The organism is Microbacterium sp. NPDC058389 (genome assembly GCF_042722305.1).
Lineage (GTDB): Bacteria > Actinomycetota > Actinomycetes > Actinomycetales > Microbacteriaceae > Microbacterium.
In genome coordinates this window covers 245,985-262,692 of the sequence record NZ_JBHXJQ010000001.1, presented here as the reverse complement: position 1 = coordinate 262,692, position 16,708 = coordinate 245,985, and the positions used below count along the sequence as shown (strand labels likewise).

Here is a 16,708-nt window from a genome sequence, read left to right as displayed (position 1 = left end):
CGGGCTCCGGCGATCAGTCGGTCGCCGCGACGTCCATGCCCTCGAGCAGATCGGGGCGGTGCGCCTTGGTGCGTTCCAGGCTCTGCTCGCGCCGCCAGGCCGCGATGGCGCCGTGGTTGCCGCTCAGCAGCACCGGCGGCACCTCCAGCCCGCGCCATTCGGCCGGCTTCGTGTAGCTCGGGTATTCCAGCATCCCGAGCTCGTGCGATTCCTCGACCAGGCTCTCGGGATTGCCGACGACGCCGGGGATCAGGCGCGACACGGCCTCGATGACGGCCATCGCGGCCACCTCGCCGCCGTTGAGGACGTAGTCGCCGAGACTCACGAGCCGCACGCGGCCGCGGGAGGCGTAGTGGTCGACGACGCGCTGATCGATGCCTTCGTAGCGGCCGCAGGCGAACACGAGGTGCTGCTCCTGCGCGAGCTCGCGCGCGAGCGGCTGCGAGAACAGCTCGCCGGCGGGCGACGGCACCAGCAGGACGGCGTCCTCGCTCAGGACGGCGTCCAGCGCCTCGCCCCACGGCTCGGGCTTCATGACCATGCCGGCGCCGCCGCCGTACGGCGTGTCGTCGACGGTGCGGTGACGATCGTGGGTCCAGTCGCGCAGGTCGTGGACGTGCATGTCGAGGATGCCGCGGTCACGCGCCTTACCGATGAGCGAGACTCCGAGCACGTCGAAGAACGTCGGGAAGATCGTGACGATGTCGACGCGCATGCTCCGAGTCTAGAAGGCCCGTGTGTTTCGGACGTGTGACGGCGCCCCCACCTCGCCTTCTCGCGGCGGGTGATCGAGAAGTGACGGAGAGGTAACCCGCCGGCCCGACCGCCCGAAACACCCCGTTCGTAGCGTGGACGCACACTCACCCGCACTGTCGGTCCACCAGGAGGCGCCATGACCACGACCGTGACCCCGTCGACGACGGATGCCGCTGCCCCGCCCCTCAGCTCGCTGACGCGTCGCCGCGGCCGCTGGATCGACGGCTGGAACGCCGAGGATCCGGCGTTCTGGCGCACCGAAGGGCGCGCGATCGCACGTCGCAACCTCGGCTGGTCGATCTTCGCGGAATTCCTCGGCTTCATCATCTGGCAGCTGTGGAGCATCGTCGTCGTGATGCTGCCCGCCGCGGGCTTCGACCTCACGAGCTCGCAGTCGTTCTGGCTGATCTCGCTGCCCAGCCTCGTCGGCGCGACCCTCCGTTTCCCGTACACGTTCATGGTCGCGATCTTCGGCGGCCGGAACTGGACGATCGTCTCGGCCGGCCTGCTGCTCATCCCGGCGGTGCTCCTGGGAGTCGTCGTGTCGAACCCCGACACGCCGTTCGGCGTCCTGCTGCTGGTCGCCGCTCTCGGCGGCGTCGGCGGCGGCAACTTCGCGAGCTCCATGGCCAACATCACCTACTTCTTCCCGCAGAAGGAGAAGGGGTGGGCGCTGGGCCTCAACGCCGCCGGGGGCAATCTCGGCACGTCGGTCGCGCAGTTCGCCGTGCCGATCGTCGTGACCCTCGGTGCAGGTGCGACGCTCAACATCTCGCTCGCGGGCTGGATGTGGATCCCGCTCATCCTCGTCGCGATGTTCGGCGCGTGGCGGTACATGGACAACCTGTCGTCGGCCAAGGCCGACTTCGCGGGCTCGGCGGCGGCCCTGCGCGAGCCGCACCTGTGGATCATGGCGATGCTGTACATCGGCACGTTCGGCTCGTTCATCGGCTTCGCAAGTGTCTTCCCGAAGCTCATCGCCGACCAGTTCCCGGAATTCGCCACGATCCAGGTCGGCCAGGCCGCGGTGACACTGGCGTTCCTCGGCGCGCTGGTCGGGTCGCTGGCGCGTCCGTACGGCGGCCGTCTGGCGGACCGCTTCGGCGGCGCGCGGGTGACGGTCTGCGCCTTCGCCGTCATGGCGCTCGGCGCGCTCACGCTCGTGTGGACGCTGCCGCTGCACAGCTTCCCGGTGTTCCTCGGCGTGTTCCTCGTGCTGTTCGCCGCCACGGGCATGGGCAACGGCTCGACCTACCGCATGATCCCGAGCATCTTCGCCGCCCGCTCCGTGGCCAGCGGCGACCAGCCGGGCAGTGTCGAGGCCACGAGGATGCTGCGCAAGTCCGCGGCTGCGCTCGGTCTCATCTCCGCGATCGGAGCGTACGGCGGCTTCCTCGTCCCGCAGGTGCTCAACGCGTCGCAGCTCGCGACGGGCGGCTACACCGCCGCGTTCGTCGGGTTCGTGGGCGCCTACGTCGCACTGCTGCTCCTGACGCTGTTCGTCTACGTCATCCCGCGCGCTTCGCTCGCGAAGCAGCGCATCTGACCCTTCCGCGCTGCCGCCACCACGAAGACGGAGTGGATGCCTCGGGCCGAGGCATCCACTCCGTCTTCGTTCGCGCGGCCGGCGCCGACCGATCGGCCGGTGCGAGGCGGCGGGCTGAGCGTCAGTAGACGTCGCGTACGTATCGCGCGTCGGCGGCGAGGGTGCGCAGGTACTCCCCCGCAGCCGCTTCGTCCAGACCGCCGTGCTGCTGCGCGACGGTGGCGAGCGTCGCGTCGACGTCCTTCGCCATGCGGCTCGCGTCGCCGCACACGTAGACGTGGGCGCCGTCCTGCAGCCAGCGCCACAGCTGCGCGCCGTGCTCGAGCATGCGGTCCTGGACGTAGACCTTCTGGCGCTGGTCGCGTGAGAACGCGACGTCGAGCCGGGTCAGGAAGCCGTCGTCACGCATGGCGACGAGCTCGTCACGGTAGTAGAAGTCGCTCGCCGCATGCTGCTCGCCGAAGAACAGCCAGTTGCGACCCGAATGCCCGTCGGCGCGCCGGTCGTGCAGGAATGCGCGGAACGGCGCGACGCCCGTGCCGGGCCCGATCATGATCATCGGCGTGTCGGCGCCGGTGGGCGGCCGGAACGCGGGCGACCGCTGCAGATAGACGGGCGCCGCGCGTCCGTCGCCGTCGGCGAGGAACGTCGAGCACACCCCGCCGCGGGACCGCCCGGCCTCGGTCTCGAACCGCACGACCGACACGGTGAGCTCCACGGTGTCGCGGTCGGTCTTCGGGCTCGACGAGATCGAGTACTGCCGCGGCTGCAGGCGCTTGAGCACACCCGCCCATTCCTCGGCCGAAGCACTCACCGGGAAGTCCCGCACGAGGTCGATCGCCTGCTGGCTCCACAGGAACTGGTCGAGGCGGCTCTTGTTCTCTCGCCGCAGCAGCGTCGCGAGCATGCTGTCGCCGCTGCGCTGCGCGACGAAGCGCACAAGGTCCAGCGGCGTCTTGGTGATGTCCAGGCGCGTGCGAAGCGCGTCGGCGAACGTGCGCTCCTCGCCGTCGAGCTCGACGACGGCGCTCGGTGCGATCCCGGTGGCGTCCAGCCACTCCGCCACGACGGCGGGTGCGTTCGCGCACACGACCCCCAGCGAGTCACCTGCCTCGTACGCGGCTCCCGAGTCCGAGAGGTCGAACGCGAAGCGCCGCACCTCCTTCTGCGATCCGGGCCCGCTCAGCAGTTCGTTGCGCACGAGCATCGCGTGCACGGGGTTGGCGCGGCTGAACAGTCGCTTCGCCGGTGCGACGACCTCCGTCGCCACGGTGAGGGATGCCGGCACCCCGGGCCCCGCGTCCGACAGCGTCGCCAGGATCTGCGCCAGCCACGCCTCGCGCGGCGCGTCGGCGTCGGGCTCGACGTCGACGCGCTCCAGCAGCGCCGTCGCGCCGAGCTCGCCGAGCCGCTCATCGAGGCGGCGGCCGTGGCCGCAGAAGTCGTCGTAGTTCGAGTCGCCCATGGCGAGCACGGCGTACTGCAGTCCCGACAGCTCCGGCGCGCCGTCGGCGTTGAGGTCGTGCCACAGCGACGCGGCGTTGTCGGGTGGTCCGCCGTCTCCGAAGGTCGAAGTCACCACGAGCAGCCGCCGCACCTCGGTGAGATCCGCCGCCCGCAGCTCGGCCATGCTCCGCGCCCGGGCGGGGATGCCGCGCGCGCCGAGCGCCGCGGTCGCGGCGATCGCGAACTCCTCCGCGTTGCCGGTCTGCGACCCCCACAGCACGACGACCTCGTCGGCTGCGGCGGGAGAGGCCGCCGGCATCCCTCCCGCCGCAGCCGTGCGCGAGAACGCCCCTGCCAGCACGCCGTCGAACCAGCCGCGCACGAGGTCGCCGAGCGGGGCCTCGGGCGGCAGCACCGGCACCTGCCCGGGAGCGAGCGCGACCGAGCGCACCATCGACAGGAAGCCGGCGAGGTACGCGCCCTCGATGTCGGTGAGCTCGGGCGGCGTCACGGTCACGCCCGCGCCCATCAGCGCCGCTTCGACCGCGGAGCCGTCGTCGGTGGTGGCGGGCGCGGGACCGACGCGCCGCAGCGACACCGCGGCGTACTTGAACTCGGGCTGCGCGGACAGCGGATCGACGGCATCGCTCGTCACGGCGTTCACGGTGACGTACTCGCCGTGCTCGTCGTTCCAGTGGAACGGCGCGAACAGCCCGCCCTGCTGGACGCGATCGGTCACGACGGCGGGAACCACGAACCGGCCACGACGCGACGCCACCTCGACGAGGTCGCCGTCGCCGATGCCGTGGAGCTCGGCATCGACGGGATGAACCTCGACGAGAGGACCCGGGTGCAGCTTCGCGAGCTTGGCCACCTTGCCCGTCTTCGTCAGCGTGTGCCAGTGGTGCGGCAGGCGGCCGGTGTTGAGGACCCACGGGTAGTCGTCGTCGGGCTGCTCCGCGGGATCGAGGTGCGGACGTGCCAGGAACTGCGCACGGCGCGACGCCGTCGCGAACGCCAATCGCGGCACGGTGCCGTCGTCCTCGACCCGCAGCGTCTGGCTGACGCCGTCGTTGAGGTAGCGGATCGGATGCCGCGTCTCGACGTCCTCCGGCGGCGCGGGCCACTGCACGGGCGTCTGCCGCAGCCGCTCGTACGTGACACCGCGAACGTCCCAGCCGGTCTGCGGGTTCCAGAAGCGGCGGATCTCGTCGAACACCGCCTCGCTGGAGGCGAAGTCGAACCCGTCGTAGCCCATCGCACGGGCGATCTGGCAGATCGTGAGCCAGTCGGGCTGCGCCTCGCCCGGCGCAGGGACGATCTCCTTCACGAGGGTCATCGTGCGGTCGCTGCTGACGCTCACGCCGTCAGCCTCGACCCACAGCGTCGCGGGCAGCACGACGTCGGCGTAGGCCGTGGTCGCGGTCTCGCCGTACACGTCCTGCACGATGACGAGCTCCGCCGTCTCCAGCGCCTCGATGACGGTGCGGCGGTTGGCGACCGACGCGACCGGGTTGCTGCAGACGACCCACACCGCCTTGATCTCGCCCGCGGCGGCGCGGCGGAACATGTCGATCGTGCCCGCGCCGGACTCCGCGCGGATCGAACCCGGGGCGATCCCCCACTGCTCCTCGACGAACGCGCGGTCGTCGGCGCTGAACACGGCGCGCTGGCCGGGCAACCCCGGCCCCATGTAGCCCATCTCGCGGCCGCCCATCGCATTGGGCTGGCCGGTCAGCGAGAAGGGGCCGCTGCCTGGGCGGCAGATCGCACCGGTCGCCAGGTGCAGGTTGCAGATCGCGTTCGTCGACCATGTGCCGTGCGTCGACTGGTTGAGCCCCATCGTCCAGAGGGTCATCCACTCGCCTGCCTCGCCGATCCAGCGCGCCGCTGTGCGGATGTCCTCCTCGGCGAGTCCGGTGAGGTCGGCGACGCGACCGGGCGGGTACTCCGCGAGCAGCTCGGGCATGTGCTCCCAGCCCTCGGTGTGGGCGGCGATGAACTCCTCGTCGATGTCGCCGGCCTCGACCAGGAGGTGGAGCAGGCCGTTCAGCAGTGCGAGATCGGTGCCGGGCCGGATCTGCAGAAACAGGTCGGCGCGATCGGCGGTCGTGGTGCGCCGCGGATCGACCACGATGAGCTTCGCTCCCTGCTTGAGGCGGTCGGCCATCCGCAGGAACAGGATGGGGTGGCAATCGGCGGCGTTCGAGCCGATCACGAAGAACAGGTCGGCGCGGTCGAAGTCCTCATACGAGCCCGGCGGGCCGTCCGCGCCCAGCGACTGCTTGTATCCGGTGCCGGCAGAGGCCATGCACAGGCGCGAGTTGGACTCGATGTGGATCCCGCGCAGGTACCCCTTGATGAGCTTGTTCGAGAGGTACTGCGCCTCCATGCTCATCTGACCCGACACGTACAGCGCGACGGCATCGGGCCCGTGCTCGTCGACGATCGCGCGCAGGCGGGCCGCGGCATCCCTCACCGCCTCGGCGACCGGAGCCGGCACCGCAGGCTCTCCGCGGGCGGGTCGTACGAGCGCCGTCGTCAGCCGCCCGGGCGCCTGCATCAGCTCGGCGTGCGTCGCGCCCTTGGTGCACAGGCGTCCCGCGTTCGTCGGATGCTCCCGGTCGCCGGCCACCTTCGCGATGGCGCGGGGATGCCCCGCACCGGCGTCGGCGGCCGTGACGGCGATGCCGCAGCCGACGCCGCAGTACGAGCAGACCGTGCGCACGGTCAGCTCGGCGCCCACGGCGGCGCCGTGTGGAGCGCTCAGTGCGGTGCCGGCATCACCCATGCCATCCAGGCTCGGGCATGGAGGTTCCGGGGCATGTCCCGCCGTGTTTCCCGCAGATCACATCTGCTGCACGGACGGCAGGCGACGGCTGTGAAGCCGGTCAGTCCTCGGTCTCGGCGGCGGCATCCTCGGCACGGGCGACCTGGGCGGGTGCCTCGTCGTCCGGCTCGTCGGGAAGCTCCTCGAACAGCCCGGGCGGCGGCGTCACCACGACACGGCCGCCGGGGACGTCGACCTCCGGGACGATCGCCTTGACGAACGGCACGAGCACCTCGTCGTCGCCGACGCGGACGATCAGCAGGTCCTGCGCGGGAAGGTGCTCGATGCGGGCGACCCTGCCGACGACGGCGCCATCGCGCACGACGTCGAGCCCCACGAGCTGGTGGTCGAACCACGCGTCCTCTTCGGCGGACGCGGCCTGCGCGTCCTCATCGATCCAGAGGATGGCGCGGATCAGCTCCTCCGCCGTGCTGCGGTCCTCGACTCCTTCGAAGAACGCGACGGGGTGGCTGTTCATCCACCGGAAGTCGCGGACGGTGAGCGGCTTGCCGTGCCACGGCGACGACTCCGGCACCTGAAGGGTGAAGGTCGCGCCGGGGACGAAGCGCCCGTCCGGATCGTCGGTGTACAGCTCGAGCTTGATGGCACCCTTGAGGCCGTGGGCCTTCACGAGACGCCCGACGCGCAGCTGGGTCTTGCCGACCGGCGGAACGGCGTTCACGGGCTGGCGGGCGTCCTCGCCCGCTCCCGTGGTGTCTTCGCCTGCCACCTCAGTCGTCCGCCACGTCGACACGCACGCGGCGACCGTCGGCGAGGGCAGTGATGAGGGTGCGCAGGGCTTTGGCCGTGCGGCCGCCGCGCCCGATCACGCGACCCCGGTCTTCGGGGTGCACGTGCACCTCGAGCACGTCGCCGCGAGGCGACGTGGACGAGTCGATGCGAACGTCATCCGGGTGATCGACGATCCCCTTGACGACGTGTTCGAGCGCGGCGGCGAGCAACGGATTACTCGGCGGACTCGGCGGCGTCGGCCGCGTCGGTCGCCTCGTCGGCGGGAGCCTCGACGGGCTCCTCGACCTTCTTCTCAGCCTTGGGCTTGACGACCGACTTCTTCGAGGCGTCGGCCTCGAAAGCGGCCTTGTCCTCGCGGGTCTTCACCGTCGAGACGGCGTCCTTGTCACCCTTGAACTTGCCCCAGTCGCCGGTCAGCTTGAGGAGCACGAGCACCTGCTCGGTCGGCTGCGCGCCGACGCTCAGCCAGTACTGCGCACGCTCGGAGTCGACCTCGATGAACGAGGGCTCCTCGGTGGGGTGGTACTTGCCGATCTCCTCGATGACACGGCCGTCGCGCTTGGTGCGCGAGTCGGCCACGACGATGCGGTAGTAAGGCGCGCGGATCTTGCCCAGGCGCTTGAGACGAATCTTGACAGCCACGATTCTCCTGAATGTGTGGAAAGGGAACGAACCGGTCGCCTGGAGCGTGGGGTGCACACCCGGCGGGAGCTCAGAGGAGGAACGACACGCTGGATAGAGGGTCGAGCGCACGTTCCGACCCACAATTGTCCCATACCTGCGGAGCCGTTGCGAACCCGGTGTCGAGTGCGCCGCAGGAGGAGGATCGAACCATCCGACGACGAGCGGACATTACAGGGTATGGACGACGAGGATGCCGCCGACTGGCGGGCGCTCAGCGCGGGCGACCCGCACGGCCTCGCGCGCCTGTTCGACCGCCATGAGGCGAGGCTGTTCCGCCACGCCGCGCGGCTGCTCACCACCCGCGAGGACGCCAAGGACGCGGTCGCCGTCGCCTTCTTCGAGCTGTGGCGGCGACGCGACTCGGTGCGCCTGGTCGACGGATCGCCGCTGCCCTGGCTGCTGAACACGGTCTCCCACACGGCGCGCAACCTCGAGCGCTCGGCACGCCGATACCGCGCGCTGCTCGGCCGCGTCCCCGCCGCGGCCGCCGTGGCGGCGCCGGAGGCGCCTGATGAGACGGGAGCCCTCGCTGCACTTCGGCGGCTGCCCGAGAAGGAGCAGAGCGTCGTGGTGCTGACGGTCATGCAGGGTTACCGCGAGACGGAGGCGGCCGCCGCTCTCGGCATCCCGGTCGGGACAGTGAAGTCCCGGCTCTCCCGTGCCAAGGCGCGATTGCGCGGGGAGCTCGCACGGCTGGAGGTGCTGTCATGAACGACGAGCTGACGCCCCGGGAGCACGACGACATGCGGGACCTGCTCATCGCGGGCACACAGCGCATCCGGCCGGCCGCCCCGCGCCGCGCCCGGATCGCCGGCATCGTCGCCGTCGTGCTCGTCGCCGCGACGGTCGGCGGGGTCACCGCGACCGCACTCTCCGGCCATCGGCTCGAGGCGCCCGCCGGCCCCAGCCCGTCACCCACGACGACGCACGGACCCAGCCAGGCACCCGTCCTGGCCGAGCCGACGCCGATGTCCGCGACCGGCGAGGACGTGGAAGGCGTCGGCGGGCAGTGGACGCGCCTGCCGGCGGTGTTCCCGCCCGCTCCGGGTACGCATTTCGCCCTCGCACCGGATCCGGTGCTGACGGCTCGGCGCTTCATCCTCGGCACCAGCGTCGCGCTGGACGAGCAGGGCATCGACGTGGGGTCGGCGCACGGCTTCCAGAGCGTGGACACGCTCCACCCGTGGATCGCAGACCTCAAGGACGGCGACGGAATGTGCATCCTACTGCGGACCGACTACGTCACCGGCGGCTGGTCGGACATCGTGTGCGACCAGGCCGGCGTGCCGGCCGTCGTGGAGCGGGAGCTGGACGGAGCGCTGCTGCGCTTCACGATCGTCGGCGGAGCGATCGACGTCTTCAGCGTGCCGCGGTGAGCGCGCGTGACGCGCCGCGTCGCAGTCCGTCCGGCTTGCGGCATCCGCGTGCCAAAATGTGCGCATGACGGAGCCCTTCGCGACATCGGCCCGCTCGTCGGTGGGACTGGAGTGGGAGCTCATGCTCGCCGACCGGGAGACGGGCGACCTCGTCCCCGAGGCCCCCGGCCTGCTCGCCGCACTCGAGGACGACTCGTCGCTGGAGCGCTACACGGTCACCGGCGAACTGCTGACGAACACCGTCGAGGTCACGAGCGGCATCGGCGACACGGTGGCCGCCGCCGTCGACGACATCGCCGACGCCATCGCCGCCGTGCGCACCTACACCGATCCGCATGCCGTCGACCTGCTGTGCGCGGGCAGCCATCCGTTCGCGCAGTGGTACGACCAGAGCGTCACGGACAAGACCCGGTATCACAAGCTCATCGAGCGCACCCAGTGGTGGGGCCGCAACATGATGATCTGGGGCATCCACGTGCACGTCGGCGTCGAGGACGTCAACAAGGTGTTCCCGATCATCAACGCCCTCGCGGTCTATCTGCCGCATCTGCAGGCGCTGTCGGCATCGAGCCCGTTCTGGGCCGGTGAGCGGACCGGGTACGCGTCCAACCGCGCGCTGGTGTTCCAGCAGCTGCCGACCGCGGGGCTCCCGTGGCCGCTGCACGACTGGAGCGAGTTCGAGGGCTACCTCGACGATCTGGTCCGCACCGGCGTCATGGCCGACGCGACCGAAGTGCGGTGGGACATCCGGCCCGCCCCCCGCTGGGGCACCATCGAGGTGCGCGCGTGCGACGGGATGTCGACGCTTCCTGAGCTCGCCGCCGTCGCAGCCCTCGTGCAGGTGCTCGTCGAGCACTTCTCACGCCGACTCGACGAGGGCCTTCCCCTCGAGACGATCCAGCCGTGGTTCATCCGCGAGAACAAGTGGCGCGCCGCGCGTTACGGGCTCGACGCACGCGTCATCGTCGACCATCTGGGTACGCAGCGACCGGTGGTCGACCATCTCCGCGAGACGCTCTCCGAAGTCGGCGACATCGCCGTCGAGCTGAAGTGCGCCCGCGAGCTCGCGGGCATCGAGGCGATCCTCAGCGGCGGGGCGAGCTACGCCCGACAGCTGGCGGTCGCCGACGCCGCCGACGGCGACCTGCGCGAGGTCGTCCGCCACCTGGTGGGCGAGTTCCGCTCCGGTCCGACACTGCGCGAGCACCTCGCGAACCTGGGGCACTGAGATCGTGGATGCCGCGGCCCGCGGCATCCACGCGTCAGAGGTCAGCCGCGGCCGAGCATCTTCTGCAGCTCGGCGAGGTCGGCCTCGGTGGGCGCACCCTTCGCCCCGCCGCCGAGGCCGAAGCCCGAACCCGTCGGCGTCTGCGGCGCCTCCGCCGCGATGCCGGCGTTCTCGGCGGCGCGCTTGGCCGGGTTGCCCGACCGCGAGCCCTTCGCCTTCTGCTGCTTGCCGCGCTTCGACGAAGCGCCCGGGCGCCCGGCGCCCGGGATCGGGCCCATGCCGGGGATGTTGGGCACGCCGCCACGGGCGACGGTCTTCATCATCTTGGCGGCCTGGTCGAATCGCTGCACGAGCTGGTTGACGTCGGTGACGGTCATGCCCGAACCGCGGGCGATGCGCAGCCGGCGCGAGCCGTTGAGGATCTTGGTGTTGCGGCGCTCGGCCGGTGTCATCGAGCGGATGATCGCCTCCGTGCGATCGATCTCGCGCTCGTCGAAGTCGTCGAGCTGCTGCTTCATCGAGCCCATGCCCGGGAGCATCCCGAGCATCTTCTTCATCGAGCCCATCTTGCGCATCTGCTGCATCTGCGCCAGGAAGTCCTCGAGCGTGAACTGCTCGGTCGCGAGCTTCTCGGCGACCTTCAGCGCCTCTTCCTCGTCGAAGGCCTGCTGGGCCTGCTCGATGAGCGTGAGGATGTCACCGAGGTCGAGGATGCGCGACGCCATGCGGTCGGGGTGGAACGCCTCGAGGTCGTCCAGACCCTCACCGGTCGACGCGAAGATGATCGGGCGGCCGGTCACCGAGGCGACCGACAGCGCGGCGCCGCCTCGGGCGTCGCCGTCGAGCTTCGAGAGCACGACGCCGGTGAAGTCGACGCCGTCCTGGAAGGCCTTGGCCGTGTTGACGGCATCCTGACCGATCATCGCGTCGATGACGAACAGCACCTCGTCGGGGTCCGTCGCCTTGCGGATGTCAGCAGCCTGCTTCATCATCTCGGCGTCGACGCCGAGGCGGCCCGCGGTGTCGATGATGACGACGTCGTGCTGCTGGCGGCGCGCGACCTCGACGCCGTCCTTGGCGACCTTGACCGGGTCGCCGACGCCGTTGCCGGGCTCGGGCGCGTAGATCGCGGCTCCGGCGCGCTCAGCCACCACCTGCAGCTGGTTCACGGCGTTCGGGCGCTGGAGGTCGGCGGCGATGAGGAGCGGCGTGTGGCCGTCCTTCGCGAGCTGACGCGACAGCTTGCCGGCGAACGTCGTCTTGCCCGAGCCCTGGAGGCCCGCGAGCATGATGACGGTCGGCGGGTTCTTGGCGAACTGCAGGCGGCGCTGCTCGCCGCCGAGGATCGCGACGAGCTCCTCGTTGACGATCTGCACGACCTGCTGGGCCGGGTTCAGCGCGCGGTTCACTTCGTCGCCGAGCGCGCGCTCGCGCACCTTGGCGGTGAACTCCTTGACGACGGGCAGCGCCACGTCGGCGTCGAGCAGCGCGCGCCGGATCTCACGAACCGTGCCGTCGACGTCCGCGGGCGTGAGCTTGCCCTTGGTGCGGAGGTTGCGGAAGGTCTCGGTGAGCCGGTCGGAGAGAGTGCCGAAAGTCGCCATGATGCCCTGATTCTACCGGCGACCGGCGCCGCTCCCGGCCGACGTTCAGCGACCGGGCGCCACAGGCTCGGCGCCGAGGGCCGCACGCAGCTCGTCCTTGGCCCTCGCGTACCGTCCGCGCGCAGTGGATGCCGCCACTCCGAGCACCTCGGCGGCCTCCCCGATCGTGAAGCGCTCCCAGTGGACCAGCCGCACGAGTTCGGCGAGATCCGGCTCCAGGCGGGCGATGGCGTCACGCACCTCGGCGCCCTCGTCTGCGGCCGGCGACGCGGCATCCCTCCCGCCGTCTGTGCGGATGCGATCGGCCAGTGCCCACCGGCGCCGCTCGCCCCGCGCGTGATTGAGCACTGTGCCGCGTGCGATGCCGAACAGCCACATGCGGGCGCGTTCGGGCTCGGCCGGCAGGTCGTGCACCCTGCGCCACGCCACCACCATCGTCTCTCCCAGCAGGTCCGGCGCGTCGTCGAGACCGACGCGCCGCTGCAGGTAGGCGAGCAGATCCGGGGATGCCGCACCCAGCGCGTCGGTCAGACGCGCGTCGCCACGGTTCACGACCCCGCACCGGGCGCGTAGAGGTCGCCGTTCGGGTACACGATCTGGCCGGCACCGTCGACGCAGTACGTCTGAGACGAGGAGCCCGCGAGCGCGCCGTTGGGGAACCCCGCCTCATGCGCCTGGGCCAGGACCAGCTCCCACACCGCTCCGTTGATGCCCTGCCACAGCCGGTCGTCACGGTCGGAGTACTGCGGCTGCTCCCATGTGTCCATACGGGCGAGATAGCCCTCGACGTCCGCCATCGCCACCAAGTCGCGCTCCGAGGAGAACTCGCGGAGCCAGCGAGCTGCAGCGGGATCGGCGGCCAGCTCGATGATGCGCTGCTCGCATGTGACTCCGCTGGGAAGCTGGAAGGACAGGAGCGCGTACGGGTCCTGCGCGCGCTCATCCCAGGGGACGAGGTCCGTCGCCGTCGCGACGCCGGCGCCTCCGACGAGCAGCACGGCGAGGGCGCCCGCGGCGATGCCGACGCGACGTCGCCGGGGCGGGCGCACCTCGCGCGCCGCGTCACCGATCATCGCTCGCAGATCGGGGGAATCGATCGTCCGCGTCGCGGGTGCCGAGCGGTCGAGCAGCTCGTCGAGCAGGTCGGGGGTCATGGTGCCTCCAGTGTCGGGGGTGTTCTACCCCGTACCTGTCCGGCAGTCCGCGAAACGTCCGCGCGCGGCGCTACTCCGTCTCGCCGAGCTCCTGGAACAGCGTCAGCTGCAACCCCGCGGGGCCCCGCAGGCGCGCGTTGAGCGAGCGCCACGGCGTCTCGCGGGCGGATGCCTCCAGCACGGCTCCCCCGTCGGTCGCGCGCGCGACCGCGGCCGCCGTGTCGTCGACCTCGAGTGCCAGCCGGATCTTCTCACTGGGTGCATCGCCGTCGGTCTCGACGCGGTCGATGAACCTCACCTGCGCCGGGTTGGACAGCTCCAGCGTGGCGCGGCCGGCGTCGAGGATCGCCACGCGGGCGCCGCCTTCGGCCTCGTAGGCCTCGGCCTGCGACATCCCGACCACGTCGCGGTAGAACTCGAGAGCCTCGTCGAAGTCGGCCGCGCTGGCGACGACCCGCAGCTGACGCACCTCGCCCGCAGGCAGTGGGCGCAGTGTCGCTGCGGAGTCCGCCGCGCGCGCGAGGAAGCGCGCCAGCGACGTGCGACCGGCACCGTCGTGCGCCCAGGCCTCGATCGCGGCCAGCACGGCTCCGCCCCACGCGGCGCCGGCGACCTCGGCGCGGATCCGGTCGGCGCCGCCGCGGGCGAACCGGGCGGTCGCCGCCCGGGCCACGCGGGCACGCCTCAGCGCGGCGTCGCGCTCGTACTCCGCCTCGATGCCCATCGCCGCGGCGTGGACGATCCCCAGCGCGAGGCTGTCCGGCGCGAAGTCCGTCGCGATGGCCTCGGCCTCGCGGCGGACCGCGGTGGCCGCATCCGTCCCCTCGTCCACGGCGAGCTGCGCCTCGAACGCGGCGAGCCGCTCGTCGAGGCCCGCCCACAGCACGTCCGACTTGGAGCCGAAGTAGTTGAAGAAGCTCGAGCGGCTGACGCCGGCGCGGTTCGCGATGTCGACGATCGACGTCTGTTCGTACCCCTGCTCGAGGAACAGCTCGCACGCGGCCTCGGCGATCGTCTCGCGCGACGACGCCCTGGGGCGCCCCGCACGCGGCTCGGTGGACATGAAGCCACCCTATGACCCCCGTGCGATGCGCTCCCGCTCCCACTCCTCGGCGATGCGCGTGGCGGCAGCGTGATCGGCGTCGGGCACCACGACGATGAGCCGATGGTCGTGGTCGCTGTACTGCACGAGGATGCGGATGCCGGCATCGCCCAGTCGCCGGGTGAATGCTCCCAGCTGGCCCGGGACGTCCTGGGCGAGATGGACGCCGATCACCGGGCTCGCCACCACGGGGCCGAGCCCGGACGCTGCCAGCGCCGCGGTCGCCCCGGCGACATCGGCCACCAGGAAGTGCGCCAGCCCGCGGCCCTCGTGGACCCACACACCGCCGCCCTCGATGCTCACGCCCGCGCGGCCGAGCGCGTCGCCGAAGTCCGCAAGAGCACCGGCCCGGTCGGCAAGCTCCAGTGCGATGTCGGCCTCCCGGCCGTGATCGATCGTCATGGCGCGCACGCTACCGCGGGTATCCGACGTTCCACGGAGATGTATTGTTGGACGCGATCCATCAATCGCCACGAGCGAACGCGTCAGAGCGAAGGAGCACGATGCTCGAGATCCAGACCGTCGGCCTCTCCCCCGATTACGTCCCCTACCTGGACGGCTGGGAAATGCAGCGCCGCATCCATGCCGAAGTCGTCGAGGGCACCCGGCCCGACACCCTCCTGCTGCTCGAGCACGAAGCGGTGTACACCGCCGGCGCGCGCACGGCGAGGCACGAGCGCCCCACCGACGGCACGCCCGTCGTCGACGTCGACCGCGGCGGCAAGATCACGTGGCACGGCCCCGGTCAGCTCGTCGGCTATCCGATCGTGCGCCTGCACGAGCCTGTCGACGTCGTCGCCCACGTCCGGCGCCTGGAGGGGCTGCTCATCGACGCCCTCGCCGTGCACGGCGTCGACGGCTACCGCGTCGAAGGCCGAAGCGGGGTGTGGGTGCGCCGGCCGCTCGGCGAGGACAAGGTCGCTGCGATCGGGGTGCGCGTCCAGCGCGGCGTCACGATGCACGGCTTCGCCCTCAATTGCGACAACTCGCTCGCCGGATTCCGCGGGATCATCCCGTGCGGGATCACGGATGCCGGCGTCACGACCATCAGCGAGATCGTCGGGGCCGACATCGCCCCGAAGGACGTGATCGGCACCGTGAGCCGCGTGTTCGAGGCCGAGTACGCGGGCGTGACCGCGTGAGCGCCTGCACGACGCCGGGTGCGGCATCCACCCCCTCCGCAGCCCCGGACGGACGCAAGCTGCTGCGCCTGGAGGTCCGAAACGCGCAGACGCCGATCGAGCGCAAGCCGGAGTGGATCAAGACGAAGGCGAAGATGGGGCCGGAGTACCAGGCCCTGCACTCGCTCGTGAAGACCGAAGAGCTGCACACGGTCTGTCAGGAGGCCGGCTGCCCCAACATCTACGAGTGCTGGGAGGACCGCGAGGCGACGTTCCTCATCGGCGGCTCGCAGTGCACGCGGCGATGCGACTTCTGCCAGATCGACACCGGCAAGCCTGCCGACTACGACACCGACGAGCCCCGTCGCGTCGCGGAGAGCGTCGTTCGCATGAACCTCCGCTACGCGACCGTCACCGGCGTCGCCCGCGACGACCTGCCCGACGGCGGTGCGTGGCTGCACGCCGAGACCGTGCGCCAGATCCACGCGATGAACCCGAACACGGGTGTGGAGATCCTCGCCACCGACTTCAACGGCGACCCGGCACTGCTCGGCGAGGTGTTCGACAGCAGACCGGAGGTGTTCGCGCACAACGTCGAAACGGTGCCGCGCATCTTCAAGCGCATCCGGCCCGCGTTCCGCTACGAGCGTTCGCTCGACGTGCTCACGCAGGCCCGCGACGCGGGGCTCATCACGAAGTCGAACCTCATCCTCGGCATGGGCGAGGAGCCGGAGGAGGTCGTGCAGGCTCTGCAGGACCTCCACGAGGCCGGCACCGACATCATCACCATCACGCAGTACCTTCGGCCCTCACCGCGTCACCTCCCGGTGGCGCGCTGGGTCAAACCGCAGGAGTTCGTCGAGTTCAAGGAGGAAGCGGAGCGCATCGGCTTCCTCGGCGTGCTCGCCGGCCCCCTCGTGCGCTCGTCCTATCGCGCCGGACGCCTGTGGGCGCAGTCGATGCTCTCGAAGGGGCGCGAGATCCCCCCGCACCTGGCGCACATCGCCGAGGACGTTCACGTCGACCGCGGCTTCGCGCAGGCGGTCTGAGTCCGGATCCCCCGTCTGGATGCGGGTGCGGTCCCGTCGGCTCGTGGCCGACGGGACCG

The 16,708-nt window shown here is 71.1% G+C and carries 16 protein-coding genes; 6 read left to right on the top strand and 10 right to left on the bottom strand.

Going from position 1 to position 16,708, the window contains the following annotated elements:
* Window positions 1–13: 13 nt before the first annotated feature.
* Entirely contained in the window at window positions 14–715 is a 702-nt protein-coding gene (gene trmD / locus ACFWJ8_RS01370) for a tRNA (guanosine(37)-N1)-methyltransferase TrmD (protein ID WP_378808014.1), read from the bottom strand.
* Between the two features lie 177 nt (window positions 716–892).
* Between trmD and ACFWJ8_RS01365 the strand changes: the two genes are divergently transcribed.
* The gene (locus ACFWJ8_RS01365) at window positions 893–2,302 is read left to right on the top strand and encodes an MFS transporter (RefSeq protein WP_378808013.1); all 1,410 of its coding nucleotides are present in this window, start codon (window positions 893–895) and stop codon (window positions 2,300–2,302) included.
* A 121-nt stretch (window positions 2,303–2,423) separates the two neighbouring features.
* On the opposite strand, the gene ACFWJ8_RS01360 is transcribed toward ACFWJ8_RS01365, so the two are convergent.
* The 4 genes from ACFWJ8_RS01360 to rpsP all read right to left on the bottom strand — a co-directional run bounded on the left by ACFWJ8_RS01360 (window position 2,424) and on the right by rpsP (window position 7,973).
* Window positions 2,424–6,539: a molybdopterin-dependent oxidoreductase gene (locus tag ACFWJ8_RS01360; RefSeq protein ID WP_378808011.1), complete on the bottom strand. Its 4,116-nt coding sequence runs from the start codon at window positions 6,537–6,539 to the stop codon at window positions 2,424–2,426.
* A gap of 100 nt (window positions 6,540–6,639) precedes the next feature.
* Window positions 6,640–7,260: a ribosome maturation factor RimM gene (gene rimM / locus ACFWJ8_RS01355; RefSeq protein WP_378808656.1), complete on the bottom strand. Its 621-nt coding sequence runs from the start codon at window positions 7,258–7,260 to the stop codon at window positions 6,640–6,642.
* Window positions 7,261–7,309: 49 nt separating this feature from the next.
* Window positions 7,310–7,540 carry an RNA-binding protein gene (locus tag ACFWJ8_RS01350; RefSeq protein ID WP_109210617.1) on the bottom strand — a complete coding sequence of 77 codons (231 nt, stop codon included), beginning with the start codon at window positions 7,538–7,540 and terminating at the stop codon, window positions 7,310–7,312.
* Window positions 7,541–7,544: 4 nt separating this feature from the next.
* Window positions 7,545–7,973: a 30S ribosomal protein S16 gene (gene rpsP / locus ACFWJ8_RS01345; protein WP_378808008.1), complete on the bottom strand. Its 429-nt coding sequence runs from the start codon at window positions 7,971–7,973 to the stop codon at window positions 7,545–7,547.
* A 219-nt stretch (window positions 7,974–8,192) separates the two neighbouring features.
* Between rpsP and ACFWJ8_RS01340 the strand changes: the two genes are divergently transcribed.
* The 3 genes from ACFWJ8_RS01340 (at window position 8,193) to ACFWJ8_RS01330 (ending at window position 10,619) form a co-directional block, all read left to right on the top strand.
* Window positions 8,193–8,726, top strand: coding sequence for an RNA polymerase sigma factor (locus tag ACFWJ8_RS01340; protein WP_378808006.1), 534 nt, complete (start codon window positions 8,193–8,195; stop codon window positions 8,724–8,726).
* Complete coding sequence (locus ACFWJ8_RS01335; RefSeq protein WP_378808003.1) at window positions 8,723–9,391, top strand: hypothetical protein; 669 nt, start codon at window positions 8,723–8,725, stop codon at window positions 9,389–9,391. Before ACFWJ8_RS01340 ends, ACFWJ8_RS01335 begins: the two co-directional genes overlap by 4 nt.
* Window positions 9,392–9,455: 64 nt before the next feature.
* A complete protein-coding gene (locus ACFWJ8_RS01330; protein ID WP_378808001.1) occupies window positions 9,456–10,619 on the top strand; it encodes a glutamate--cysteine ligase in 1,164 nt (387 codons plus the stop codon).
* 41 nt (window positions 10,620–10,660) lie between these two features.
* Here ACFWJ8_RS01330 and ffh read toward each other — a convergent pair whose 3' ends face one another.
* The 5 genes from ffh to ACFWJ8_RS01305 all read right to left on the bottom strand — a co-directional run bounded on the left by ffh (window position 10,661) and on the right by ACFWJ8_RS01305 (window position 14,881).
* Window positions 10,661–12,223 carry a signal recognition particle protein gene (ffh, locus tag ACFWJ8_RS01325; RefSeq protein WP_378807999.1) on the bottom strand — a complete coding sequence of 521 codons (1,563 nt, stop codon included), beginning with the start codon at window positions 12,221–12,223 and terminating at the stop codon, window positions 10,661–10,663.
* A 45-nt stretch (window positions 12,224–12,268) separates the two neighbouring features.
* Complete coding sequence (locus tag ACFWJ8_RS01320) at window positions 12,269–12,775, bottom strand: RNA polymerase sigma factor (RefSeq protein ID WP_378807996.1); 507 nt, start codon at window positions 12,773–12,775, stop codon at window positions 12,269–12,271.
* A complete protein-coding gene (locus ACFWJ8_RS01315; RefSeq protein WP_378807993.1) occupies window positions 12,772–13,377 on the bottom strand; it encodes a hypothetical protein in 606 nt (201 codons plus the stop codon). The genes ACFWJ8_RS01320 and ACFWJ8_RS01315 overlap by 4 nt, the downstream gene beginning before the upstream one ends.
* Before the next feature lie 70 nt (window positions 13,378–13,447).
* Entirely contained in the window at window positions 13,448–14,440 is a 993-nt protein-coding gene (locus ACFWJ8_RS01310; protein ID WP_378807991.1) for a TetR family transcriptional regulator, read from the bottom strand.
* 9 nt (window positions 14,441–14,449) lie between these two features.
* Window positions 14,450–14,881: a hypothetical protein gene (locus ACFWJ8_RS01305; RefSeq protein WP_378807988.1), complete on the bottom strand. Its 432-nt coding sequence runs from the start codon at window positions 14,879–14,881 to the stop codon at window positions 14,450–14,452.
* A gap of 56 nt (window positions 14,882–14,937) precedes the next feature.
* Here ACFWJ8_RS01305 and lipB point away from each other — a divergent pair, with 56 nt between their 5' ends.
* Window positions 14,938–15,621, top strand: a complete 684-nt coding sequence (lipB, locus tag ACFWJ8_RS01300) for a lipoyl(octanoyl) transferase LipB (protein WP_378808653.1) — start codon at window positions 14,938–14,940, stop codon at window positions 15,619–15,621.
* Window positions 15,618–16,649 (top strand): lipoyl synthase, encoded by a 1,032-nt coding sequence (gene lipA / locus ACFWJ8_RS01295; protein WP_378807986.1) that lies wholly within the window; start codon window positions 15,618–15,620, stop codon window positions 16,647–16,649. Before lipB ends, lipA begins: the two co-directional genes overlap by 4 nt.
* Window positions 16,650–16,708: the final 59 nt, after the last annotated feature.

Coding starts and splice junctions, on each gene's coding strand:
- ACFWJ8_RS01360 (WP_378808011.1), bottom strand. CDS start 6,539: ATGGGTGATGCCGGCACCGCACTGAGCGCTCCACACGGCGCCGCCGTG.
- ACFWJ8_RS01335 (WP_378808003.1), top strand. CDS start 8,723: ATGAACGACGAGCTGACGCCCCGGGAGCACGACGACATGCGGGACCTG.
- ACFWJ8_RS01310 (WP_378807991.1), bottom strand. CDS start 14,440: ATGTCCACCGAGCCGCGTGCGGGGCGCCCCAGGGCGTCGTCGCGCGAG.
- trmD (WP_378808014.1), bottom strand. CDS start 715: ATGCGCGTCGACATCGTCACGATCTTCCCGACGTTCTTCGACGTGCTC.
- ACFWJ8_RS01330 (WP_378808001.1), top strand. CDS start 9,456: ATGACGGAGCCCTTCGCGACATCGGCCCGCTCGTCGGTGGGACTGGAG.
- ffh (WP_378807999.1), bottom strand. CDS start 12,223: ATGGCGACTTTCGGCACTCTCTCCGACCGGCTCACCGAGACCTTCCGC.
- ACFWJ8_RS01340 (WP_378808006.1), top strand. CDS start 8,193: ATGGACGACGAGGATGCCGCCGACTGGCGGGCGCTCAGCGCGGGCGAC.
- ACFWJ8_RS01365 (WP_378808013.1), top strand. CDS start 893: ATGACCACGACCGTGACCCCGTCGACGACGGATGCCGCTGCCCCGCCC.
- ACFWJ8_RS01315 (WP_378807993.1), bottom strand. CDS start 13,377: ATGACCCCCGACCTGCTCGACGAGCTGCTCGACCGCTCGGCACCCGCG.
- ACFWJ8_RS01305 (WP_378807988.1), bottom strand. CDS start 14,881: ATGACGATCGATCACGGCCGGGAGGCCGACATCGCACTGGAGCTTGCC.